The following is a 21,678-nucleotide window of genomic DNA, read 5'->3' as shown; positions in this document are numbered from 1 at the left end:
CCCCTGGGTTCAGGGGCGCCCGATGCCGTTTCTGTGTCTTCGGCCGCGGGTGCGTTGTGGCTTGTCGCGCAGTTCCCCGCGCCCCTTACGGGGCTACGGCTTGGCTCGGGATGGGTGGCAGGAAGTCTTCCGAAGGTGCCTTCGCGTGCACCTCGGCCCGCGGTGAGCGGGTCAGTACGACCACCCCGTACGCCGCCAGGGCCGCACCCCCCGCCGCGAGGAACAGTCCCGCCACGCCGCCCTGCAGGCGTTCGCCGAGCAGGGTGAGGCCGATGGCCGCGGCGGCCAGGGGGTTGGCCAGGGTGACGACGGCGAGCGGTGCGCCCAGGCCCCCGCGGTAGGCGGTCTGGGAGAGGAAGAGGCCGCCCACGGCGAACGCGGCGACGAGCAGCGCCACGACGATCACCTGCGGGCTGAACAGCGGCCCCGAGTGGTCCGTCGCGGCGACCGTCACGGTCTGGGTCAGCGCCGACGCGACGCCCGACGCGAACCCGGAAGCGGTCGCGTGCCGCAGCCCCGGCCGGGTGCCCGGCCGTGAGAGCACCCCGATGACCGCCATGGTGACGCCCGCGACGGCCAGCGCCTCCGGCAGCTTCAGGGTGTCGTCGGGGGCGGGCCCGGACGCGGTCAGGAGCAGCGCGCCGAGCCCGATGAGCGTGAGCCCCGTGCCGCGCCACTCCAGGCGGGTGACCCGCCGCCCCGCGAGCCGCGCGCCCAGCGGCACGGCCGCGACCAGCGTGAGCGCGCCGAGCGGCTGCACCAGGGTGAGCGGCCCGTACTTCAGGGCCGCCACGTGAAGGAGTGCCGCGGACGCGTTGAGCCCGACCGACGACCACCAGGGGCCGCTTGCCAGCAGGCGCAGCCCGCCGTTGCCGCTGTCCGCGATGCGCGACGCGAGCCGCTCCTGGGCCACGGCGGCGGTGGCGTACGCGGCCGCGGAGATGAGCGAGAGCGCGACGGCGACGAGTGTGGCGTTCACCGCCCGGCCCCCGAGGCGGCCGGCTCACGCGCGGGTGCGTGCCGTCGTACGACCAGCGAGCGCCCGGGAACCGGCAGCCTGATCACGGCGAGCGCGATCCCGAGGAGCGCGGTCGCCGCGAAGGCGTCGAGCCAGTAGTGATTGGCGGTCCCGACGACCACGAGCAGGGTGATCAGCGGATGCAGCAGCCACAGCCACCGCCACCGCGACGACGTCGCGGCGATCAGACCGACGGCGAGCATCAGCGCCCACCCGAAGTGCAGGGACGGCATCGCCGCGAACTGGTTGGCCATCGAGTCCGTCTGCGGGGCCGCGCCGTACACCGTCGGCCCGTACACCTGTCCGGTGTCCACGAGCCCCGCCGCGTCCAGCATCCGGGGCGGCGCGAGCGGGAAGGCGAGGTGCAGCACGAGCGCGGCCGCGGTCAGCGCGGCGAGCACACGCCGGCTCCATACGTAGTGCCGGGGCCGCCGCAGATAGAGCCAGACCAGGAACAGCGCGGTCGCCGGGAAGTGCACGGTCGCGTAGTAGGTGTTCGCGATGTGCACCAGGGTGTCGCTGCCGAGCAGCACGTCCTGGACGGCGCCCTCGCCGGGCAGCCGCAGGGTGCGCTCGGCGTCCCAGACGTGATGCGCGTTGCGGAAGGCCTCACCGGTGTGACCGTTGGCCAGCTGCCTGCCGAATTTGTAGACGAGAAAGAGTCCTACGACGAGGAGGAGCTCGCGGACGAGGGGCGGTCGGGCAGATGTGTCCGGCTCCCGGACGGCTATGTCCGGTTCCCTTTCGGCAGGCTCGGTTCGGGATTCCATCCCCCGGCCCCTTTACGTGATGACTGGGTGGTGCGGGTAGTGCGTGAGGGATCGCCCCACACATCGATACGCCAGTGTACCGATACGGGAGTGTACCGATACGAACCTGTACCGGTACACTGGCGTATCGGAAGGGTCGATGAAGCCGCAGGCCGGTGAAGACGCCGCATCGAGGAGAAGAGTCATGACGTCGCGGGACCAGGCAGCAGACACAGCGACAGCGGACCCCGGGGGCTCGCCGCGCCGCTCCAAGATCACGCCCGAGCGTGAGCAGGAGTTCTACGACGCCGTCCTCGACCAGCTCCGTGAGTGTGGCTACGACGCCGTGACCATGGAGGGCGTGGCCGCGACCACCCGCTGCAGCAAGTCCACGCTCTACCGCCAGTGGAAGACCAAGCCCCAGTTCGTGGCCGCCGCGCTGCGCGCGAACCGCTGCGTCCGTTTCGCGGGCATCGACACCGGCACGCTCGCGGGTGACCTGCGAGAGGCGGCGCGGGCCGCGGGGGAGTGGTCGAGCCGCGACTCGATGCTGGTGATGGCGCTCAGCCACGCGGTCCTGCAGGACGAGGACCTGCGCGACGCGCTGCGGGAAGCGCTGGTCGAGCCCGAGACCCAGGCCCTGGACGAGCTGGTCGCCCGCGGCGTGGCACGGGGCGAGATCGACGCGGACCACCCCGCGACGCGGTTCATCACGGCCCAGCTCATCGGCGTGGTCCGGGCCCGCCCGATGCTGGAGGGCAAGTACGCGGACGAGGAGTATCTGGCGCGCTTCGTGGAGGCGTGCGTGCTCCCCGCCCTGGGTCTCACCGACCCCGACTGATCGTGGACCGGGGCCCGACGGATGACGGGCCCCGATCTGCCTGCGCCGCGCCACACCGTGGGGACGGGGGTGGCGTGGCTCCGCCGGGGCGGTGCCCCGCGCGTCACACTTCCTGGCCGCTGCCGCCTCCACCGCCGGGCGCGGCCTTGATCCCCTTGGTGATCTCGTCCATCACGGTCAGCTTCGGGGACTTCTCGTTGACGTCGATGCCGAAGCGCACGATGACGATCGTGGACTTGTCGGTGGGCGAGGGGAACGCGAGCGACTGGACGTACCCGTCGTCGCTCTTCTCCGTGACCGCCTTCCAGCGGACGAGATAGCCCTTCTGGCCCGCGACGGTGACGGCCTTCGAGGCCAGCTCCTTGTGCGAGGTGACCTTTCCGTAGGTCTTTCCGCCGTACGACTCCTTGGCGTTCACGGCGATGTCGGCCTTCGCGGCCGCCTCCGCCGTCTTGGCCTCGACCTTGAACCGCTCGGCGGGCCCCGAGTACGCGCCGCCCCGGCTGCAGGTCTTGGAGGTATCCCTGGGGCAGGGGTAGGGCCCCGTCGTCACCGAGGCACCGCCGCCCGCGGCGACGCCGGTCCAGCCGTCGGGCACAGGAAGGCTGATGCCGCTGATGATGTCGGTGGCGTACCCCTCCTCACTGGGCGGCGCGGCGGACGGCCCGCCCGGGGGCTGAGACGACTCCGGGGCCCGCGGCTCCTGGGGCGTGCCGGGTTCCGAAGGGGCCGCCGGGGAGGGCGACTTGGCGACGCTTTCACTGCCCCCGCCGCCGTCGTCATCGGAGGTGAGGAAGTACACGCCGCCGCCTATGCCCGCGAGCACGACGACGGCGATGCCTATGGCTATGGCTGTGCGGAGGCCGCGGCGGGGGCCGACCGGGTACGCGGGATAGCTCGGATACCCGGGGGCGGCGGGCGGATACCCCGCAGGTGCCGCGGGCGGAGCACCACCAAACCCGGCGGCGGCTCCCACCGCCCGTACCTGGTCCGTCCATACGTTTCCGTCCCACCAACGCTCGGTGCGGGGACCGTCAGCTGACTGTCCGGGGTCGGGGTACCAGCCGGGAGGGGTTACCTGGGTCATGGGCGTCAGGGTATGAGGGTTTGGTTAGAGGGGGATGAGAGGGGTCGGGCCGGGGGCCTTGGACGGGGCTACTGGTCGGCGTTGAGGCGGGACTTGGCGGCTTCGGCCGGGGCACCGGCGTGGTCGTAGGCTTCGGCGGACCGGAGCCAGGTCGCGCGGGCCAGGTCGGGATGTTCGGCGGCCTCGTGGGCGCGAGCGAGTTCCGTCAGGGACTGGCCCGCGCCGTACCAGTCATCGAGCTCCTGGCAGATGTCCACGGCATGGCCGAGTGCTTCGATGGCTTCGTCCGTCCGGCCGGCAGCCGTCAGCGCGCCGCCGAGATTGTGCCAGGCGATGCCCTGGCTGCGACGGCCGCCGACGGCCTGGAGCAGATGGAGGGCGCCGGTGTGGGCTTCAATGGCATCCTCGCTCCGGCCGACTGCCCCCAGCGCGATGCCGAGGTTGTCCCAGGCGCTGCCCTCACCCTCGCGGTAGCCGCTGCCACGGTACAGGTGGCGGGCGAGGGTGTGTGCCTCGATGGCTTCGTCCAGCCGTCCCAGGTCTACCAGCGAGCCGCCCAGGTGGTTCAACGCCCGGGCCTCGCCGCCGGTATCGCCAGTTGCCCGGCACAAGTCGCGAGCACGTGTGGCGGCGTCGATGGCTTCCTCCGTGCGCCCCAATTCGTCCAATGCAGAACTGAGGTTGGTCCACGCATCAGCTTCGTTGGCTGTGTCACCCGTGCGTTTGGTGGCCCGCTGAGCGACCCGGCTGACAGTGATCAGATCCTCGAAGTACCGCCGCTGGTCCAGGTAGTTCCACAGGGTCAGCGCGAGGCTGCTGGCCGTCGGTGCGTGCGGGTCGTCCTCGGCCCACTGCGTGGCTGCCACGAGATTCGCCCGCTCCGTGTCCAGCCATTCCAAGGCCTCTGCACGCCCTTCGAACAGTCCCGGAGCAAGGTCCCTCGAGGGCCGAAACTGGTCGTCGGCGGCATCCACCCACCGCAGGTAGAAGTCCAGGAGCCGTCCTCGAGCGGCCTGCGCATCTTGTGGCAACCCCGCGTCCCCGGCGCCGATCCGCACTCCGTACGCCCGTACCAAGTCATGCAGCCGCCATCGCAGGGCACCCGACTCCGCCCCGGCCACAGCCGTGACGAAGTGGGCGGCGGCCAGATCCTCCAGTAGACCGAAGACAGAGTCGGGAGACACATCGGCCAACGCCGCGGCCGCGTCGGTGCCCACTTCCGCCGTCGGAGCCAGCGCCAGCATCCGCAGCAGCCGGGCCTGCGGACCCGGAAGCCGCGCGTACGACACATCAAAGACCGGACGCAGCGCGAGTATGTCGGTCGGATCGGCGGCGTCCAGGATGTCGACGACCAGCGAGGCAATGCTGCGATACCGCCGCTTCCGCAGCATCGAGGCGGCGATCTGAAGGGCCAGGGGATGGTGGCCGCACACGACGGCGAGCTCGCGCAGCGCGTCCGGCTCACGCGCCGGACGGTCGTCACGGTCGTCGCTCAGGCGCAGTGCGAGGGTCAGCAGATCGGCGGCGGCCTCAGGGGAGAGTGTGTCCAGATCGATCAGCCGGGCGGAAAGGTCGGTCAGCCGGTCGCGCGAGGTGACAAGGACGCGATGCTGTCCCGCTCCCGCTCCGGGCAGTAGTCCGGTGATCTGTGCCGGGTCGGAAGCGTTGTCCAGCACGAGCAGCATCGGTTGCTGTTCCTTGGCCAGGAGCGTTCGGTACAACGCGTACTGCGTGGTCGTCGTCTGCGGAAGCCGCGCGCCACGTACGCCCAACGCGTCGAGAAGCGCAAGCACCGCCTGATCCGCGGTGACCGGATTGTCGTCGTACCCGCGAAGGTCGACGAAGAGCGTGCCGCCGGGGAACCACCCTTCGGCGTCGGCCAGTTGGGCCGCGTACAGGGCGAGCGACGTCTTCCCGATGCCGCCGAGGCCGGAGACGGCGCAGATGACGACGGGAAGGCCCGTGTCCACACCGGCCGGGTCGAGCACCGGAAGCAGCCGCTCCAAGTCGCCGTCCCTGCCGGTGAATCCGGCGGGCGGCGCGGGCAGCGAGGCAGTGGCGATCGGAACCGGCCCGTGGTGGTGGTTGTGCTGGTGCAGGCCGCCCTCGACCTTGCCTATGACGCTGTCGTTGAAGGTCCCGCCCCCGAAGTCGGTGTGATCGCCGCTGTGTGCCGTGGTCATGGGGTCACGCACCACCCGGTCCGTTCACGATCTTCCCGGTCACGGGCCCGTGAAAGGTGCCGTGGCTGAAGTCGATGTGGTCACCGCCGTACTGCCGAGGGGGCGAGGCCTCGCCGGGTGGGAGGCCTGGGGCCCGAGGGGTCACCATCTCGCGGACGACCGCTACGGCCGCCGCCGCCGCGTTGCCCGCGGCCAGCCCCTGGCTCCCCGAGGCGTCGCACACGGCCTTGTCGGGATTGGCCTTGTCGCTGATCCCGCGGATGATCAGCGCCCCCAACTCCCCGGTGAGATGCGCCGCGTGAGCGACGCCGCTGCCCTCCATCTCGATGGCGACGGCGTCGTTGTAATGGGTCCGCAGATGCTGGGCGATCGCCGATGACGCGTCGGCGAGGACCACGTCCCCCACGGCGATCGGCTTGAAGCGCGCCCTGCCGCGCAGCGCTTCCCGCGCCGTCTGATCAAGGTCGTGCGGCGCCCGCCATGCCTCAGGGCGCACGAGGAAACCCTCCGGGGTCTGCTTGCCGCCGTGGATGCCGTACACCTTGGTCGCGACGACGACATCCCCGATCTCGATGTCGTCCTTCAGGCCGCCCGCCACGCCCACGAAGAGCACCGCCCGCGGCTCCAGCCACGTGGCCACACGCTCGGTGAGCGCGGCCGCGGTCAGCGTCCCCTCGCCGATCTCCGACAGGGCGATGTGCCAAGGGCTTCCGGGCAGCGGCCCGCGCACCGCACGGGTGCCGAAGCGCGGGTGGACGAGCTTCTCGACCTGGGGGAGATGGCTCCGCACGGCGGCGTACTCCAGCGGGAGCGCGGTGAGCACGGCCACGGTGGGTGGTGTCTGCGGCATGTGCCTAAAGTACTGCCGTTCAAGGCGCGGGGGACCCAGGACGTGGTGACGGCGCGTGTCCACAAGTGCCCCTGCCGCTCAGCGAGTTGCCCCATCCACCACCAGTCGCACCGGCCCCACGGAGACCGCATCGGGAAGGCGCAGGCCGCGCCGTCCCGGAGTGATCGAACCCAGTACGCTCGCGTGCCGCGCTCCCGTGCTCCGCGGAACCGTCCCGGCAAGCCCGTGCGCGGTCAGGAAGCCAAGGACGGCGAAGGCGTACGCCTCCTTCGCTGCGGACGGCAGACCGAGCTCGTCGGAGGTGCGCACGGGGATGTCGCCCAACTCGGCCCGCAGGAACGCCATCAGCGTCGGATTGCGTGTGCCGCCGCCGGAGGCGATGACCTCGGAGGCGCCGGCCGAACGCACGGCGTCGGCGACCGTGCGAGCGGTCAGCAGGGTGAGGGTCGCGACGACGTCCTCGGGGGTGAGCGCCTCGTACCCGGAGAGCGCCGCCCGCAGATAGGGCAGATGGAAGAGCTCCTTGCCGGTGGTCTTCGGGGCGGTCCTGGCGTAGTAGGGCTCGGCGAGCAGCTCGGCCAGGAGCTTCTCGTCGACCGTGCCGCGCGCGGCCATCTCGCCGTCGAGGTCGCAGCCGAGCCGCTCCCGCGTGAGGTCGCGCACCGCCGCGTCGATGAGGGCGTTGGCGGGTCCCGTGTCGAACGCGGTGCCGTCCGGGGCGGTGATGTTGGCGATGCCGCCCAGGTTCAGCGCGGTGGGGGCGCCCGGCCGGCCGCGCAGCCACATCTGGTCGACGAGGCCGACCAGGGGTGCGCCCTGGCCGCCCGCGGCGATGTCGCGGGGGCGGAAGTCGGCGACCACGGGGAGCCCGGTGGCCTCGGCGATCCATGCGGGCTGCCCGATCTGCAGCGTGCCGTGCACCCGGCCTTCCTCGACCCAGTGGTAGACGGTCTGGCCGTGCGATGCGACCAACTCGGCCTGTCCGTCGCACAGTTCGCGGTCCGCCTCGGCCGCGGCGGCGGCGAACGCCTGGCCGATGCGGGTGTCCAGGCGGCAGACCTCCGCCAGCGTGGTCGCGGCGGGCGGTAGCGCCGCGGCGAGCGCCGCCCGCAGCGCCTCGTCATAGCCGCGCGTGATGAGCCCCAGCGGGGTGAGCACCAGACGATCGCCTTCGATCGTCAGGTCGGCCGCAGCGGCGTCGATGGCGTCGTACGAAGTCCCCGACATCAGCCCGATTACGCGCACGTGCTGCCCCTCTCGCTCTCCTCACCAGTGCGTTTCACCAGCGCGTTTGATCATCGCAGCGTGACGCGGTGTGCGCACTCGTACGTACGATCCAGTTCGGCGGACCGGGCGTGGCGCCTTGCCCCGTCCGCCGAGGACGCGGCGATCCGCGCACGGGGCAGCGGTGCGCGAACCTGGCCTGTCATCCCACGTCGGCGGCCGGATCTCACCCGTCCGAGGCCAGCACCCGTGCCCGGCACGTGGCGGGATCGCCCCACGCGGTGCGCAGCGCACGGGCCTTGGTCAGCCACAGGGAGAGGTCGTACTCCGCCGTGTAGCCGATCGCTCCGTGGAGTTGGAGTGCCGCGCGGGCGGCGGCGTACGCGGCTTCGCCCGTCGCGACCTTCGCGGCGGCCACATCGGCGGTGTCCATCGTCAGCGCCGCGCCGTACAGCAGCGGGCGGGCGAATTCGAGGCCTGTCAGGACGTCGGCGAGGCGGTGCTTGACGGCCTGGAAGCCGCCGATCGGTGTGCCGAACTGGGTGCGCTGCTTGACGTACGCGACGGTCTTGTCGAGCAGCGCAAGGCCTGTGCCGAGCGCCTGCGCGGCCGTGGCGAGCGATGCCCAGTCCGCCGCGTGGCGGGCGGCGGCGGTCACCGAGGGGCCCGATGCGAGGAGTTCACCGGTGGGGTGGAGGCGGGCGAGGCGGCGTGCCGGGTCCAAGGAGCGGCCCACGCGCGCGTGCCCGGACGCGCGGCGCAGTTCTCCCTCCGTGACGATCAGCGGCAGCGTCGCCGCGTCCGCGTCCAGCGCGAAAGGACCGCCCTCGGGGAGCGTGAGCGTCGCCATGGCGTCTCCCGAGGCCAGGGGCGGAAGCAGCCGCTTGGCAGGCTCCGCGTCACCGAGGTCGGCGAGACGGGCGAGGAGCGCGGCCGCCGCCACCGTCTCGACCACCGGCCCTGGCACGGCATGACGGCCCAGCTCGACGAAGGCCACGGCCACTTCCACCGGGAGCGGGCCCAGCCCCTCGTACTCCTCGGGGGCGGCGAGCGCGAACACGCCCGCGTCCGCGAGCCGCCCCCACACGGCGCGCCCCGGCGCGTGGTCCCCGGCGGCCCAGGCCCGGGCGGCCGCCGGTGTGCCGGCCGCCGTCAGCATCGCGTCCAGCGAGCGCGCGAACTCGCGCTGCTCGGCGTCGAGGAGGAACCTCATCAGCGGCGTCCCTTCGGCAGACCGAGCAGCCGCTCGGCGATGATGTCGCGCTGGATCTCGTTCGTGCCCGCGTAGATCGGCCCGGCGAGCGAGAAGACGTATCCCTCGGCCCACTCGCCGCCGTCGGCCGCCTCGCCCTCCGTCAACTCGCCCTCCGCGCCCAGGAGATCGAGCGCCGTCTCGTGCAGCGCGATGTCGTACTCGGACCAGAAGACCTTGTTCAGGCTCGACTCGGCGCCGATCGTCTCGCCCGCCGCGAAGCGCGAGGCGTTGGCCCACGTGAAGAGCTGGTACGCGCGGGCGCCGATCACGGCGTCGGCCACCCGGTCGCGCAGCGCCGTGTCCGCCGGGTCGCCGTGCGCGCGCCACTCCCGCACCAGGCGCTCGGCCGATGCGACGAAGCGGCCGGGGGAGCGCAGCGTCAGACCCCGTTCGTTGCCGGTCGTCGACATGGCGATGCGCCAGCCCTGGCCGGGCTCACCGATCACATCCTCGTCCGGTACGAAGACGTCGTCGAGGAAGAGCTCGGCGAACGCGGGCTTGCCGTCGAGGCGGCCGATGGGGCGGACGGTCACGCCGTCCGCGTCGAGCGGGAACATCAGATACGTCAGGCCCCGGTGCGGCTTGCCCTCTTCGGTCCCGGACGGATCGCTGCGGAACAGGCCGAACGCGCGGTCGGCGAACGCGGCCCGCGACGACCAGGTCTTCTGCCCGCTGATCAGCCAACCGCCGTCCGTGCGGCGGGCGGTGGAGCGCAGTGACGCGAGGTCCGAGCCGGACTCGGGCTCCGACCAGGCCTGCGCCCAGATCACCTCGCCGCTCGCCATCGGCGGCAGGATCCGCGCGCGCTGCTCGGCCGTGCCGAAGTCGAAAAGGGTCGGCGCGAGGAGGTTGATGCCGTTCTGCGAGACCCGGCCGGGGCCGCCCGCCGCGAAGTACTCCTCCTCGAAGATCAGCCACTTGACGATGCCGACGCCCTGCCCGCCGTACTCCCCGGGCCAGGAGACCACCGACCAGCGGTCGGCCGCGAGCTCATGCTCCCAGGCGCGGTGCGCGGCGAAGCCCTCCGCCGTCTCCAGTGACGGCAGTGGCTCGGCCGGCACGTGCGCGTCGAGCCAGGCGCGTGCCCGCTGCCTGAAATCCCCTTCTCCGGCGGTGAAGTCGAGGTCCATCAGTGGCCCACCTCTTCGGTTCCTCTTCGGTTCTGCGGTCGGTTCTTTCCCGGCTCTTTCCCGGCACTCTTCCCTAACAAGTGTTTGGTAGATTACCTTGAAGGGAGTCAGCCGTCGAGAGCGAACCGTCGAGAGTGAAGAAGGGGGCCGCGCATGGACGCGCCCGAATACGTGCCGGGACACGGTCTGCTCGCGGGCCGCACGGCCGTCATCACCGCCGCGGCAGGAGCCGGCATCGGCGGAGCCACCGCGCGCCGTTTCCTGGAGGAGGGCGCGCGCATCGTCATCGGCGACGCCCACCCGCGCCGCACGAAGGAGTCGGTGGAAGCGCTCGCCGGGGAGTTCGGCGCCGACCGCGTCGACGGCGCGCCCTGCGACGTCACGGACGAGGCCCAAGTGCAGGCCCTCTACGACCTGGCCGAGCAGCGTCACGGCGGTCTGGACGTCGTCGTGAACAACGCGGGGCTCGGGGGCACCGCCGAGCTGACCGAGATGACCGACGAGCAGTGGGACAAGGTCATCGACGTGACGTTGAACGGCACCTTCCGCTCCACCCGGGCCGCCCTGCGCCGCATGCGGGCCGCCGACCGGGGCGGCGTGATCGTGAACAACGCGTCGGTGCTCGGCTGGCGCGCCCAGGCGGGCCAGGCGCACTACGCCGCGGCGAAGGCCGGCGTCATGGCGCTCACCCGCTGCGCCGCCGTCGAGGCCGCTCCCCATGGGATCCGTATCAATGCCGTCTCGCCCAGCCTCGCCGTGCACCCCCACCTCGCGAAGGTCACCTCCCCCGAGCTGCTGGAAGAGCTCACCGCGCGCGAGGCGTTCGGGCGGTATGCCGAGCCCTGGGAGATAGCCAACGTCATCGTCTTCCTGGCCAGTGAGTACTCCTCGTACATGACGGGGGAGACGGTCTCGGTCAGCAATCAGCACGCCTAGGCGGAGAATGACCGTGTGTCGAAACCGAAGCAGAGCAGCACCACAACACCGAAGCAGAGCAGCACTACAAAGAAGCAAGGCAGCACCACCAAGAAGAAGGCCCCGGTGAGCCCCTCACCCGAGCGCCGAGGCGAGCTCCTCGCGATCGCCGCCGACGTCTTCGCCGAACAGGGCTACAACGCGACCACGGTCCGCAAGATCGCGGACGCCGCCGGCATGCTCGCCGGCAGCCTCTACTACCACTTCGACTCCAAGGAGTCGATGCTCGAAGAGATCCTCTCCACCTTCCTCACCGAGCTGTGGGATGGATACGACACCGTCCTCCAGTCGCAGCTCGGCCCCCGCGAGACGCTCGAGGCGCTCGTCACCGAGTCCTTCCGGGAGATCGACCGGCATCGCGCCGCCGTCGCCATCTACCAGAAGGAGTCCAAGCAGCTGGTCGCGCAGGAACGCTTCCAGTACCTGGCCGACTCGCAGCAGCGCTTCGAGAAGGCATGGCTGACGACGCTTGAGCGGGGCGTCGCGGAGCACGTCTTCCGCGACGACCTGGACATCCGGCTCGCCTACCGCTTCGTGCGCGACACCGTCTGGGTCGCCGCGTCCTGGTACCGCCCCGGCGGAGGCCACAGCCCCGAGGAGATCGCCCGCCAGTACCTCTCGATGGTCCTGGACGGCATCTCCGTACGCACCTGAGCGCTCCGCTGGAAGACCGGTGCCTGATCTGCGGGCCGCATGTGGCTGGTCGCTCCCCCAAATTCTCGGCTTCGCTCGAACAGGGGGGACCCCCTTCGCGGCGGAGCCGCACATGTCACAGCCCCGCGCCCCTTCGGGGCACGGAACCGCACCGCACTTCGACAAGACCGCTCAGAGCGCGCGCCGTCGACCGACGGCCGCACCGACCGAGGAGCACGAGGAGTACGCAGTCATGGCCGAGGCCTACATCGTCGAAGCGGTCCGCACCCCCGTCGGCAGGCGCAAGGGAGGCCTCTCGGCCGTCCACCCCGCCGACCTGGGAGCCCATGCCCTGAAGGCACTCGTCGAGCGCACGGGCGTCGACCCGGCCGCCGTCGAGGACGTCGTCTTCGGCTGCCTGGACACGGTCGGCCCGCAGGCGGGCGACATCGCCCGCACCAGCTGGCTCGCGGCCGGACTGCCCGAAGAGGTGCCCGGCGTGACGATCGACCGGCAGTGCGGCTCCTCGCAGCAGGCCGTGCACTTCGCGGCACAGGGCGTCCTGTCCGGCACCCAGGACCTCGTCGTCGCCGGCGGCACGCAGAACATGTCGATGATCCCCATCGCCTTCGCGTCCCGGCAGGCCGCCGAGCCGCTCGGCCTCACCGAAGGCCCGTACGCGGGCAGCGAGGGCTGGCGCGCCCGCTACGGCGACCGGCCCGTCAACCAGTTCCACGGCGCCCAGCTGATCGCCGAGAAGTGGGGCATATCCCGCCGCGACATGGAGGAGTTCGCGCTCCGCTCGCACCAGCGGGCGATCCGCGCGATCGACGAGGGCCGCTTCGACCGCGAACTCGTCGCCCATGGAGAGGTGACCACCGACGAGGGCCCGCGCCGTGACACGACCCTGGAGAAGATGGCGGGCCTCAAGCCCGTCCTGGACGACGGCACGATCACCGCCGCCTGCTCCTCGCAGGTCTCGGACGGCGCGGCCGCCATGCTCATCGCCGGCGAACGGGCCGTGCGGGACCACGGGTTGACGCCCCGGGCCCGTATCCACCACCTCTCGGTGCGCGGCGAGGACCCCATCCGCATGCTGTCCGCGCCGATCCCCGCCACGGCGTACGCGCTCAAGAAGACCGGCATGAGCATCGACGACATCGACCTCGTCGAGATCAATGAAGCGTTCGCGCCGGTCGTCCTCGCCTGGTTGAAGGAGACCGGGGCCGACCCGGACAAGGTCAATGTCAACGGCGGCGCGATAGCCCTCGGCCACCCCCTCGGTGCGACGGGCGTCAAACTGATGACGACACTCCTGCACGAACTGGAGCGAACCGGCGGCCGGTTCGGGCTCCAGACCATGTGCGAAGGCGGCGGCCAGGCGAACGTGACGATCATCGAACGGCTCTGACGGCGTCCAGCCCCGGCCCGACTCTCACCCCTTGCGGCGGTAGCTGCCCGGACCCCGCACCGAGAGACCCACTACCCCGCTAGTCTCGAGGTCTGTACGTCGATTGAGCGACCTCAGGAGGTAGCGCGATGACGCAGGGACGGCCCGGAGGAGCCAACTGGGCCCCGCTGTGGGAGCGCGACGCGGAACTCGCGGCGGCCGCACGTGCCGTGGACGAGCTGTGCTCCGACTCGATGACGGCCGGCGGACTGCTCGTCTTCCGCGGTGAGGCGGGCATCGGCAAGACGGCACTGCTGACCGAGGTGCGCCGGATCGCGGAGGGACGGGCCACGGTCTGGACCGCGCGCGGCGGCGAGACCGTCACCTCCGTCCCCTTCAACGTCGTACGACAACTGCTGCAGCCGGCGCTTGTCTCCCTCACGCCCGACGAGGCCCGGGAGTATCTCGGCGACTGGTACGAGATCGCGGGCCCCGCGCTCGGCATAGCCGAGCCGGGCGGCGTCCAGGCCGACCCGCAGGGCGTGTGCGACGGCCTGGTCGAGGCGGTCGCACGCCTGGCGGGACTGCACTGGCCGCTGGTCCTGATCATCGACGACGCGCACTGGGCCGACCAGGAGACCCTGCACTGGCTGGCCGCGTTCTCCCAGCGCCTCGCCGAACTGCCGGTCCTCGTCGTGGTCGCCCACCGGCCGGACGAGGCCAGGGGCGACAGCGCACGCCACCACGCGGCGGTCGGCGCGGCCTCCGGTCCCTCGACCGTGCTGCAGGCGCTCACCCCCGAGGCCGCGGCCGGACTCACCCGCGCCACCCTCGGCGAGCACGCCGACGCCCCGTTCTGCCGCGAGGTCTGGGCGGTCACCGGCGGCAATCCGTACGAGTCCGTGGAACTGCTCGCCAAGGTGCAGGACAGCGAGCTCGAACCGGTCGAGGGCTCCGCGGACGAGCTGCGCGCCCTGAACCGATCGGCGCGCGGCCGTGGCCTCGTCGCCCGTCTCGAAGGCCTCGGCACGGACGTCACACGGTTCGCGTGGGCGGCCGCGATCCTCGGCGAGGCGATCCCCCTCGACCTGGCCGCCTCGCTCGCCGGGATGACGCGCGAGTCGGCCCAGCGGTGCGCGGAGCGACTGCGCACGGCCCGCATCCTGCTCGGCGACGACCAGGGCATGGAGTTCGTCCACCCGCTGATCGCCAGCACCGTCTACCGCTCGATCCCGCCCGCGACGCGCACCGCGATGCACGGCCAGGCAGCCTGGGCCGTCACGCTGTCGGGGCGTGGCGCCGCGGCCGCCTCCCGGCACCTCCTCGAAGTCCACCCGGACGACGACCCCGAACTGGTCGAGCAGTTGCGCCACGCCGCGGCCGAGCATCTCGCGGTCGGCGCGCCGGACGCCGCCCGCCGCTGTCTTGAGCGGGCCCTGCGGGAACCGCCGCTGCCCGAGAACCACGCGCGCGTGCTCTACGAACTGGGCTGCGCCACCCTGCTCACCTCGCCCGCCACCACCATCCGCCATCTCCGTGAGGCGCTCCACACGCCGGGGCTCGACCGCACGCTGAGAGTGGACGCGGTCTGCCGGCTGTCCCAAGCCCTGGTGCACAACGACCAGTTGGAGGAGGCGCTGCGCGTCGTCGACGCCGAGGCCGCGCGCCTCGAACCGGGCCCCGACCGGATGCGGCTGCAGGGCGTCCACTACATGTGGGAGGGCATCCACGCAGGCGAGGAGGACGCGACGGGCCGCTCACGCCGCCTTGCCGCACTCGCCGGACCGCTGCCCGGACGCGACAACTCCGAGCGCGCCCTGCTGATCCTGCGCGCCTTCGACGCCATGACCCGTGGGGAGAACGCGGAGGAGATCGTCGAACTCTGCGACCGCGCCCTGGTCAACGGCCGGCTCGCACCCGGCCTCGGCTGGACCGACACCGAGTGGGGCTTCGAGCTCCTGATGATGCTGGGCAGCGCCTACATCTTCACCGACCGGCTCGACCGCGCCGAGAGCCTCTTCGCCGAGGCGGTCCGCGCCTATGAGACCGCGGGCTGGAGCGGCGGCCACCTGGCGCTCGCCAAGGCCTGGGTCGGTCTGGTGCACCGCAGGCGCGGACGCCTCAAGGAGGCGGAGGCCTCGCTGCGGGACAGCCTGCGCCTCGCCGACCGGGTCGGCAGCGGTCTGCCGATGCACTGGGACGCCGCGTGCATGCTCATCGACACGCTGCTCGCACGCGGCAAGGTCGACGAGGCACATGAAGTCGCCGAACGCTATGGCATCGCGCCGCCCTACCCGTCCACCATCTTCGTGCCCGACATCCACTCCGTACGCGGCCGTCTGCTGATCGCCGTGGGGCGGCGGACCGAAGGCGTCAACGAACTGGAGGTCGCCGCGAAGGCGTCGAACGCACGCGGCCGCTACAACACGATCGTCGCGCCCTGGGCACACGATCTGGCCCGCGCGCTGGCCTCGGACGATCCGCGGCGGGCCGCCGAACTGGCCGCGGACGCGCGGGTCCAGGCGGAGCTGTTCGGCACGGAGACGGCGATCGGGGAGGCGCTGCGGTGCGCGGCGTCCCTGGAGAGCGGGCAGCGGGCGGTCGATCTGTACGCGCGAGCGGTCGCCTGCCTGGAGGCTTCGCCGTGCGCGTACGAACATGCGGTGGCCCGGGTCGAGTACGGGATCGCGGCGGGAGCCGCCAGTGAGCTGGCGCGGGGGCTTGCCCTGGCCGACGCGTGCGGGGCGGACGGTCTGGTCGCCCGGGCGCGGGCGTCGCTGGCGGTGGCCGGGGTGTGAGCGGCCGGTGGCCACGGATCGCCGTGGACCACCGGCTCCGCCGGGCTCGTCCTCAGACGCCGGACGGGCTCAGACGTCCCAGGTGTCCCGTCACCTCCGCTGCCTCGTCCATGATGCGCGCGATCAACTCCTTGCACGAGGGCAGGTCTTCGATGAGCCCTGCCACCTGCCCGGAGGCCATGACGCCCGCCTCCGGGTGGCCGTCCACCATGGCTGTCCTCAGCATCATCGGCGTATTCGCCGCCAACAGGATCTGGCTCCACGTCAGATCCTTGCCGTGCCGCATCGTCAGGCCGTCCCGGGCCATCTCCCGCCAGCCCATCCCGGACAGCTTGCGGAACGCCGCCGCATGGCGCACCGCCCGCGTGAGGGACGACAGACGGCCGGACTTCTCGAGGGCGGCCACCAGGTCCGTGCGCAGCATGCGATGGGGGAGGCCGTCCACCCGGGTCGTCACCGTGACGTCCTTGACCGATGCCGCCAAGTAGCGAGCCTTCACCGCGTCCGGGACCGTCGAGTCCGAGGTAAGGAGGAAGCGCGTGCCCATCGCGACACCCGCCGCGCCGTACGCGAGCGCGGCGACGAGCCCTCGTCCGTCGTAGAAGCCACCCGCGGCGATCACCGGGATGTCCACCGCGTCCACGACCTGCGGCAGCAGCACCGTGGACGCCACTTCCCCGGTGTGCCCGCCGCCCTCGCCGCCCTGCACCACGACCGCGTCCGCGCCCCACGCGGCGACCTTCTCCGCGTGCCGCCGCGCGCCGATGGACGGGATGACGACGACGTCGGCGTCCTTCAGCTCGGCGATCAGTTCCTTCGACGGTGCCAGGGCGAAGGACGCGACCCGTACCCCTTCCTCGACGATGATGCGTACGCGGTCCCGCGCGTCGGCCGCGTCGGCGCGCAGGTTGACCCCGAACGGCTCGTCCGTACGGGACTTGACCTCCTGGACGGCGGAGCGCAGCTGGTCGACGGTCATCGTGGCGGAGGCCAGGATGCCCAGGGCGCCCGCGTTCGCCGTCGCGGAGACCAGACGGGGGCCTGCCACCCACCCCATGCCGGTCTGCACGACCGGGTGGCGGACGCCGACCAGCCTGGTCAGCGCCGTCTCCATGGTCGCCGGTCCCGGCGTCATGCGCGCACCTCGCGGTCCCGCAGGCCGCGCGGGTCCACCACGTCCCGGATCAGCCGCAGTTCCTCCGCCGACGGCTCGCGCGTGGACGGGACGTCGTCCGGCACATGCAGGGCGAAGCCTGTCGCCTCCCGCACTTGATCGACCGTCACCCCCGGGTGCAGCGAGACGATGCGCATCGCGTGGTCCGGCGTCGAGAAGTCGAAGACGCCGAGGTCCGACACGACCCGGCGCAGATCGTGGTAGCGCGTCGCGGAGGGCCCGGCCGCCGCCGCGCTGTCGAAGCCCACCCCGCTGATCATGTCGACCTTCTCGACGAAGACGCGCGTCGAGTGCCGCGGGATCCAGTAACTCACCGGATTGTTGAGGGTGTTGACCGGCGCGCCGCGCACCCCGAGCAGCTGGCGCTTGGGCCGGTCCCAGTCGCCGATGCAGGAGATGTTCTGATTGCCGAAGCGGTCGATCTGGCTCGCGCCCATCATCACGTGACGCCGGCCGCCCATCACCATCGTCAGGTGCTTGCGGTACGGCAGCCAGCCCTCCGTCACCGCCGACGGCGCCCCCACGGCGGGAACGTCGCCGATCAGCAGCGCCTCCCCGTCCGTGAGCAGCAGATCCGGCGAGAACGTCAGCTTCGCAAGGCGGGCCCCGATCGACGGCACCGTGCCCATCGGGGATGCGAGGACCTCGCCCGCGTCCCGCCAGGCCTCGGCGCAGGCGATCACGCAGTACTCGGCGCGGGTGACGGCGGTCGCGGCGGGCGTCGCCGATTCGGTCTGCGTCATCGCTGCTCCTTGTGCCAGGTCTGGACGGCCGTCTGGTAGTCCTGCTCGGTGCCGGAGAGGAAGCGGTCCTGGAACGCCCGCCAGGCGTCCGGGTCGCCCGCCGCGGTGGCGTACGCCTTCTGGAAGGGCTCGTCCCGGCCGTAGTCCGGCACGCACGACGTGAAGTGCGCCCCCTTCGGCGTCTCGGTCACCCCCGTCACCGCGTGCCGCGAGATCAGCATCGTCTGCGGCGCCGCGTGCTCGGTGAGCGCGCTCGACTCGACGATCCGCTCGCACGACACATACGCGGTGTCCGCCGCCTCGCAGAACAGGTCGTCGAAGTACGGATCGGGGCCCAGATACTGGGCGTTGCCCAGGCGGTCCGCGCGGTTCATGTGCACCAGCGCCGCGTCCATCCGCAGGGCGGGCACCGCCACCAGCTCCTCCCCGTCCTCGTACGGCGAAGTGACCGTACGCAGCCGGGGGTTGACCCGCAGCACGTCCGAGCCGAGGCCCGCGCGGATCGGCAGGAACGGCAGCCGCTGGGCGCCCGCCGTCAGACCCTGCATGAACATCGCCTCGTCCAGCTCGACGAGTTCGAAGGCGGCACGCTCGCGTGCCGCCCGGAAGTGCGGCTCCAGCGGGATCGAGTCGAGCGTCGTGAACGCCGTCACCAGCTTGCGGATCCGTCCGGCCGCTGCGAGCAGGCCGATGTCCGGACCGCCGTACGCGACGACGGTGAGGTCCGTGACCTCGGACCGCAACAGCGCCCGCACCAGAGCCATCGGCTTGCGGCGCGAACCCCAGCCGCCGATGCCGAGCGTCATCCCGCTCCGCAGCCGCCCCACGATCTCGTCGGGCGTCATGGTCTTGTCCGTCATGCCCTGCCCTTCTCATCCGTCTCGTTCGTCTGTTTCGTGTCGCTCAGCTCGTCCGTCTCGTCCGTCTCGTCCCTGGTCCCGAAGCCGTCGCGGACGCGGTCGGCCAGGCCGCTCAAGTTCGCCTCGAAGGTGAAGCCCTGCTCGAAGCGGTAGCTCCGGTGCACGTCGACGGGGTCGATGCCGTTGATCGCGGCCTTGGCGAAGCGCAGCAGCGTCCCGTCCTTCTGGGCGATCTCCCGCGCCAACTCCAGGGCCGCATCGCGCAGTTCCGTGCGCGGGACCACCCGCCACACGGAGCCGTGCGCGTGCAGTTCGGCGGCGGTCGCCGTGCGCGAGGTGTAGTAGAGGGCGCGCATCAGGTGCTGCGGCACCAGGCGGGCGAGGTGGGTGGCGGCGCCGAGCGCGCCGCGGTCCAGCTCGGGCAGGCCGAAGGTGGCGTCGTCGCTCGCCACGATCGCGTCCGCGTTGCCCACGAGCCCGATGCCGCCGCCCAGGCAGAAGCCGTGCACCGCCGCGACGACCGGCACCTCGCATTCGTACACCGCGGAAAAGGCTTCGTAGCACCCGCGGTTGGCGCCTATCAGTGCGCTGTGCCCGCTGTCGCGCTGCATCTCCTTGATGTCCACGCCCGCGTTGAAACCGCGTCCCTCCGCTGCAAGGACCACACAGCGCGTCCCGGAGTCCCGGCCCGCCTCGCGCACGGCGGCCGCCAGGTCGTACCAACCGCGCACAGGCAGGGCGTTGACGGGTGGGAAGTCGACGGTGACGACGGCCACGCCCTTGTCCGGGGCCGAGGTGGAGACAGACATCAGAGGATCCGCTACCTTTCAACCAGGCGCTTTCAACCAAACATTTGTTAGTTGGAAAGGTAGCAGCGATGACTGACACGCGACAGGGTGTGCCACCGGCCGGGCGGCACGGCGCGGGGCAGGTGGTCGTCGTCACCGGCGGCACCCGGGGCGTCGGCGCCGGCATCGCGCGCAGCTTCCTCGCCGCCGGCGCGCACGTCGTCGTCTGCGCCCGCAGGCCGCCGCAGAGCCCGGTCGAAGCGGGCGGCGCGGCGGCCGAGTTCCGCCCCCTCGATCTGCGCGACCCGGAGGCCGCGCGCACCTTCTTCGCCGATGTGGCCGCCGATCACGGCCGGTTGGACGTGCTGGTGAACAACGCGGGTGGTTCGCCCTTCGGGCTGCTCGCCGATGCGTCACCGACCCGCCAGGCCAAGATCGTCGAACTCAACCTGCTGGCCCCGTTGTACGCGTCTCTCGCGGCGTACGAGGTGATGCGGGCGCAGCGTCCCGCGGGCGGCAGCATCACGATGATCGGGAGCGTGAGCGGCACGCGGCCCTCGCCCGGCACCGGCGCCTACGGAGCGGCCAAGGCGGGCCTGGAGAACCTGGCAAGCACCATGGCCGTCGAATGGGCCCCCACGGTGCGGGTGAACACCGTCGTCCTCGGCCTCGCCCGGACCGAGAGCGCCCATCTCCACTACGGCGACGAGGCCGGCATCGCGGAGGTCGCCCGCACGGTCCCGCTGGGACGGCTCGCCGACCCGTCGGACGCCGGGGACGCGTGCGTCTTCCTCGCCTCCGAGGGCGCGCGCTACATCAGCGGCGCGGCGCTGCGTCTGCACGGCGGCGGTGAGCGCCCGGCGTTCCTCGACGCGGCGTCCGCGAACAAGTAGCCACCAGCAAGTAGCCACCGGCAAGGGGAAGGGATCCCGCATGACTGCCAGGAACGGAATCTGCGAGGGCCGTGTCGTGATCGTCACGGGCGCGGGGCGCGGCCTTGGGCGAGCGCACGCACGCGCGTACGCCGCCGAGGGCGCGAAGGTCGTCGTGAACGACCTCGGTGTGGGGCCCGACGGCTCCGGGGCGTCCGGCGGGCCCGCGCACGACGTCGTCGCGGAGATCCGCGCGGCGGGCGGCGAGGCCGTCGCGCACGGCGGTGACATCGCCACGTCCGAGGGGGCGGCGTCCCTGGTCGCGGCCGCCGTCGACACGTACGGGGGCCTTGACGCCCTGGTGAACAACGCGGGGTTCCTGCGTGACCGGATGCTGGTGAACCTGGAGGAGGACGACTGGGACGCCGTCATGCGCGTCCACCTGAAGGGCCACTTCCTGCCGTTGAAGCATGCGGCGGCGTACTGGCGCGCCGAGGCGAAGGCCGGGCGTGCGCGGCACGCGTGCGTGGTCAACACCAGCTCCGGGGCGGGCCTTCTGGGCAGCGTCGGCCAGGGGAACTACAGCGCCGCCAAGGCCGGGATACTGGGCCTCACCCTGGTCGCCGCCGCCGAATTCGGCTCCTACGGAGTACGGGTGAACGCGATCGCGCCGGCCGCGCGGACGCGGATGACGGAGTCGACCTTCGCCGAGACCATGGCCGCACCCGAGGGCGGAGGCTTCGACGCGATGGCCCCGGAGAACGTGTCACCGCTCGTGGTCTGGCTCGGCTCCGAGGCATCTGACGGTGTCACCGGGCGGGTGTTCGAGGCCGAGGCGGGGCGCATCACCGTGATGGAGGGGTGGCGGCCGGGGCCCAGCGCCGACAAGGGGGCGCGGTGGAGTCCTGCGGAGGCGGGGGAGGCGACGCTGAAGCTGCTCTCGCGGGCGGAGGTGCCTCAGCCGGTGTATGGGGCGAGGTAGATCACCGGCTGCGCCGAGTTCGTCCTCAGACGCCGGGCGGGGGGGGGGGGTTATACCCGCCCGCGCTTGTGGTGGGGGTGGCTATAAAAAAAAAACAAACCACACAAACACCAAAGAGAACAGTGT

The 21,678-nt window shown here is 71.8% G+C and carries 19 protein-coding genes; 7 read left to right on the top strand and 12 right to left on the bottom strand.

Annotated features, from left to right (window positions below; translation table 11 throughout):
• Positions 1 to 85: 85 nt before the first annotated feature.
• Together ACFWY6_RS28840 and ACFWY6_RS28835 are read right to left on the bottom strand one after the other, a co-directional pair.
• Entirely contained in the window at positions 86 to 979 is an 894-nt protein-coding gene (locus tag ACFWY6_RS28840; protein ID WP_384696226.1) for a DMT family transporter, read from the bottom strand.
• Entirely contained in the window at positions 976 to 1,788 is an 813-nt protein-coding gene (locus ACFWY6_RS28835) for a phosphatase PAP2 family protein (protein ID WP_384696223.1), read from the bottom strand. Before ACFWY6_RS28835 ends, ACFWY6_RS28840 begins: the two co-directional genes overlap by 4 nt.
• Before the next feature lie 184 nt (positions 1,789 to 1,972).
• Between ACFWY6_RS28835 and ACFWY6_RS28830 the strand changes: the two genes are divergently transcribed.
• Positions 1,973 to 2,608 carry a TetR/AcrR family transcriptional regulator C-terminal ligand-binding domain-containing protein gene (locus ACFWY6_RS28830; protein WP_384696221.1) on the top strand — a complete coding sequence of 212 codons (636 nt, stop codon included), beginning with the start codon at positions 1,973 to 1,975 and terminating at the stop codon, positions 2,606 to 2,608.
• Between the two features lie 103 nt (positions 2,609 to 2,711).
• On the opposite strand, the gene ACFWY6_RS28825 is transcribed toward ACFWY6_RS28830, so the two are convergent.
• From ACFWY6_RS28825 to ACFWY6_RS28800, 6 genes are all read right to left on the bottom strand, one after another.
• Positions 2,712 to 3,695 (bottom strand): DUF2510 domain-containing protein, encoded by a 984-nt coding sequence (locus ACFWY6_RS28825; protein ID WP_384696218.1) that lies wholly within the window; start codon positions 3,693 to 3,695, stop codon positions 2,712 to 2,714.
• A gap of 68 nt (positions 3,696 to 3,763) precedes the next feature.
• Positions 3,764 to 5,878 carry an ATP-binding protein gene (locus ACFWY6_RS28820; RefSeq protein WP_384696215.1) on the bottom strand — a complete coding sequence of 705 codons (2,115 nt, stop codon included), beginning with the start codon at positions 5,876 to 5,878 and terminating at the stop codon, positions 3,764 to 3,766.
• A gap of 4 nt (positions 5,879 to 5,882) precedes the next feature.
• Positions 5,883 to 6,728, bottom strand: coding sequence for a nucleosidase (locus tag ACFWY6_RS28815; RefSeq protein ID WP_384696212.1), 846 nt, complete (start codon positions 6,726 to 6,728; stop codon positions 5,883 to 5,885).
• A 78-nt stretch (positions 6,729 to 6,806) separates the two neighbouring features.
• Complete coding sequence (locus ACFWY6_RS28810; RefSeq protein WP_384696210.1) at positions 6,807 to 7,973, bottom strand: anhydro-N-acetylmuramic acid kinase; 1,167 nt, start codon at positions 7,971 to 7,973, stop codon at positions 6,807 to 6,809.
• Positions 7,974 to 8,178: 205 nt separating this feature from the next.
• Positions 8,179 to 9,165 (bottom strand): acyl-CoA dehydrogenase family protein, encoded by a 987-nt coding sequence (locus ACFWY6_RS28805; protein WP_384696207.1) that lies wholly within the window; start codon positions 9,163 to 9,165, stop codon positions 8,179 to 8,181.
• Positions 9,165 to 10,337 (bottom strand): acyl-CoA dehydrogenase family protein, encoded by a 1,173-nt coding sequence (locus ACFWY6_RS28800; RefSeq protein WP_384696204.1) that lies wholly within the window; start codon positions 10,335 to 10,337, stop codon positions 9,165 to 9,167. Before ACFWY6_RS28800 ends, ACFWY6_RS28805 begins: the two co-directional genes overlap by 1 nt.
• Before the next feature lie 153 nt (positions 10,338 to 10,490).
• Here ACFWY6_RS28800 and ACFWY6_RS28795 point away from each other — a divergent pair, with 153 nt between their 5' ends.
• The 4 genes from ACFWY6_RS28795 (at position 10,491) to ACFWY6_RS28780 (ending at position 16,133) form a co-directional block, all read left to right on the top strand.
• The gene (locus ACFWY6_RS28795) at positions 10,491 to 11,273 is read left to right on the top strand and encodes an SDR family oxidoreductase (protein WP_384696201.1); all 783 of its coding nucleotides are present in this window, start codon (positions 10,491 to 10,493) and stop codon (positions 11,271 to 11,273) included.
• 105 nt (positions 11,274 to 11,378) lie between these two features.
• Complete coding sequence (locus tag ACFWY6_RS28790) at positions 11,379 to 11,966, top strand: TetR/AcrR family transcriptional regulator (RefSeq protein ID WP_360780402.1); 588 nt, start codon at positions 11,379 to 11,381, stop codon at positions 11,964 to 11,966.
• Positions 11,967 to 12,198: 232 nt separating this feature from the next.
• Complete coding sequence (locus ACFWY6_RS28785; RefSeq protein WP_384696232.1) at positions 12,199 to 13,356, top strand: acetyl-CoA C-acetyltransferase; 1,158 nt, start codon at positions 12,199 to 12,201, stop codon at positions 13,354 to 13,356.
• Positions 13,357 to 13,484: 128 nt separating this feature from the next.
• Positions 13,485 to 16,133, top strand: a complete 2,649-nt coding sequence (locus ACFWY6_RS28780; protein WP_384696198.1) for an ATP-binding protein — start codon at positions 13,485 to 13,487, stop codon at positions 16,131 to 16,133.
• Positions 16,134 to 16,185: 52 nt separating this feature from the next.
• Here the strand turns inward: ACFWY6_RS28780 and ACFWY6_RS28775 are convergent, their stop codons facing one another.
• The 4 genes from ACFWY6_RS28775 to ACFWY6_RS28760 are packed head-to-tail and all read right to left on the bottom strand — an operon-like array spanning position 16,186 to position 19,719.
• Entirely contained in the window at positions 16,186 to 17,247 is a 1,062-nt protein-coding gene (locus tag ACFWY6_RS28775; protein WP_384696229.1) for an NAD(P)H-dependent flavin oxidoreductase, read from the bottom strand.
• A 17-nt stretch (positions 17,248 to 17,264) separates the two neighbouring features.
• Positions 17,265 to 18,050: a CoA-transferase subunit beta gene (locus tag ACFWY6_RS28770; RefSeq protein WP_384696195.1), complete on the bottom strand. Its 786-nt coding sequence runs from the start codon at positions 18,048 to 18,050 to the stop codon at positions 17,265 to 17,267.
• Entirely contained in the window at positions 18,047 to 18,910 is an 864-nt protein-coding gene (locus tag ACFWY6_RS28765) for a CoA transferase subunit A (protein ID WP_384696193.1), read from the bottom strand. Before ACFWY6_RS28765 ends, ACFWY6_RS28770 begins: the two co-directional genes overlap by 4 nt.
• Entirely contained in the window at positions 18,907 to 19,719 is an 813-nt protein-coding gene (locus tag ACFWY6_RS28760; protein ID WP_384696190.1) for an enoyl-CoA hydratase family protein, read from the bottom strand. The genes ACFWY6_RS28765 and ACFWY6_RS28760 overlap by 4 nt, the downstream gene beginning before the upstream one ends.
• A 68-nt stretch (positions 19,720 to 19,787) precedes the next feature.
• On the opposite strand from ACFWY6_RS28760, the gene ACFWY6_RS28755 reads away from it, so the two are divergent.
• Both ACFWY6_RS28755 and ACFWY6_RS28750 read left to right on the top strand, forming a co-directional pair.
• Positions 19,788 to 20,591: an SDR family oxidoreductase gene (locus ACFWY6_RS28755; protein WP_384696187.1), complete on the top strand. Its 804-nt coding sequence runs from the start codon at positions 19,788 to 19,790 to the stop codon at positions 20,589 to 20,591.
• Between the two features lie 40 nt (positions 20,592 to 20,631).
• Positions 20,632 to 21,552 carry an SDR family oxidoreductase gene (locus ACFWY6_RS28750; protein ID WP_384696185.1) on the top strand — a complete coding sequence of 307 codons (921 nt, stop codon included), beginning with the start codon at positions 20,632 to 20,634 and terminating at the stop codon, positions 21,550 to 21,552.
• The last annotated feature ends 126 nt before the right edge of the window (positions 21,553 to 21,678 follow it).

The sequence above is a fragment of the Streptomyces sp. NPDC059037 genome (assembly GCF_042740015.1).
GTDB lineage: Bacteria > Actinomycetota > Actinomycetes > Streptomycetales > Streptomycetaceae > Streptomyces.
The sequence above is the reverse complement of the archived record's forward strand: the minus strand, read 5'-3'. Positions and strand labels throughout refer to the sequence as shown.

Bases quoted from the DNA above. Each gene is read 5' to 3' on its own strand.
- ACFWY6_RS28835 (WP_384696223.1), bottom strand. From the start codon at position 1,788: ATGGAATCCCGAACCGAGCCTGCCGAAAGGGAACCGGACATAGCCGTC.
- ACFWY6_RS28830 (WP_384696221.1), top strand. From the start codon at position 1,973: ATGACGTCGCGGGACCAGGCAGCAGACACAGCGACAGCGGACCCCGGG.
- ACFWY6_RS28825 (WP_384696218.1), bottom strand. From the start codon at position 3,695: ATGACCCAGGTAACCCCTCCCGGCTGGTACCCCGACCCCGGACAGTCA.
- ACFWY6_RS28820 (WP_384696215.1), bottom strand. From the start codon at position 5,878: ATGACCACGGCACACAGCGGCGATCACACCGACTTCGGGGGCGGGACC.
- ACFWY6_RS28815 (WP_384696212.1), bottom strand. From the start codon at position 6,728: ATGCCGCAGACACCACCCACCGTGGCCGTGCTCACCGCGCTCCCGCTG.
- ACFWY6_RS28805 (WP_384696207.1), bottom strand. From the start codon at position 9,165: ATGAGGTTCCTCCTCGACGCCGAGCAGCGCGAGTTCGCGCGCTCGCTG.
- ACFWY6_RS28800 (WP_384696204.1), bottom strand. From the start codon at position 10,337: ATGGACCTCGACTTCACCGCCGGAGAAGGGGATTTCAGGCAGCGGGCA.
- ACFWY6_RS28795 (WP_384696201.1), top strand. From the start codon at position 10,491: ATGGACGCGCCCGAATACGTGCCGGGACACGGTCTGCTCGCGGGCCGC.
- ACFWY6_RS28785 (WP_384696232.1), top strand. From the start codon at position 12,199: ATGGCCGAGGCCTACATCGTCGAAGCGGTCCGCACCCCCGTCGGCAGG.
- ACFWY6_RS28780 (WP_384696198.1), top strand. From the start codon at position 13,485: ATGACGCAGGGACGGCCCGGAGGAGCCAACTGGGCCCCGCTGTGGGAG.
- ACFWY6_RS28775 (WP_384696229.1), bottom strand. From the start codon at position 17,247: ATGGAGACGGCGCTGACCAGGCTGGTCGGCGTCCGCCACCCGGTCGTG.
- ACFWY6_RS28770 (WP_384696195.1), bottom strand. From the start codon at position 18,050: ATGACGCAGACCGAATCGGCGACGCCCGCCGCGACCGCCGTCACCCGC.
- ACFWY6_RS28765 (WP_384696193.1), bottom strand. From the start codon at position 18,910: ATGACGGACAAGACCATGACGCCCGACGAGATCGTGGGGCGGCTGCGG.
- ACFWY6_RS28760 (WP_384696190.1), bottom strand. From the start codon at position 19,719: ATGTCTGTCTCCACCTCGGCCCCGGACAAGGGCGTGGCCGTCGTCACC.
- ACFWY6_RS28755 (WP_384696187.1), top strand. From the start codon at position 19,788: ATGACTGACACGCGACAGGGTGTGCCACCGGCCGGGCGGCACGGCGCG.
- ACFWY6_RS28750 (WP_384696185.1), top strand. From the start codon at position 20,632: ATGACTGCCAGGAACGGAATCTGCGAGGGCCGTGTCGTGATCGTCACG.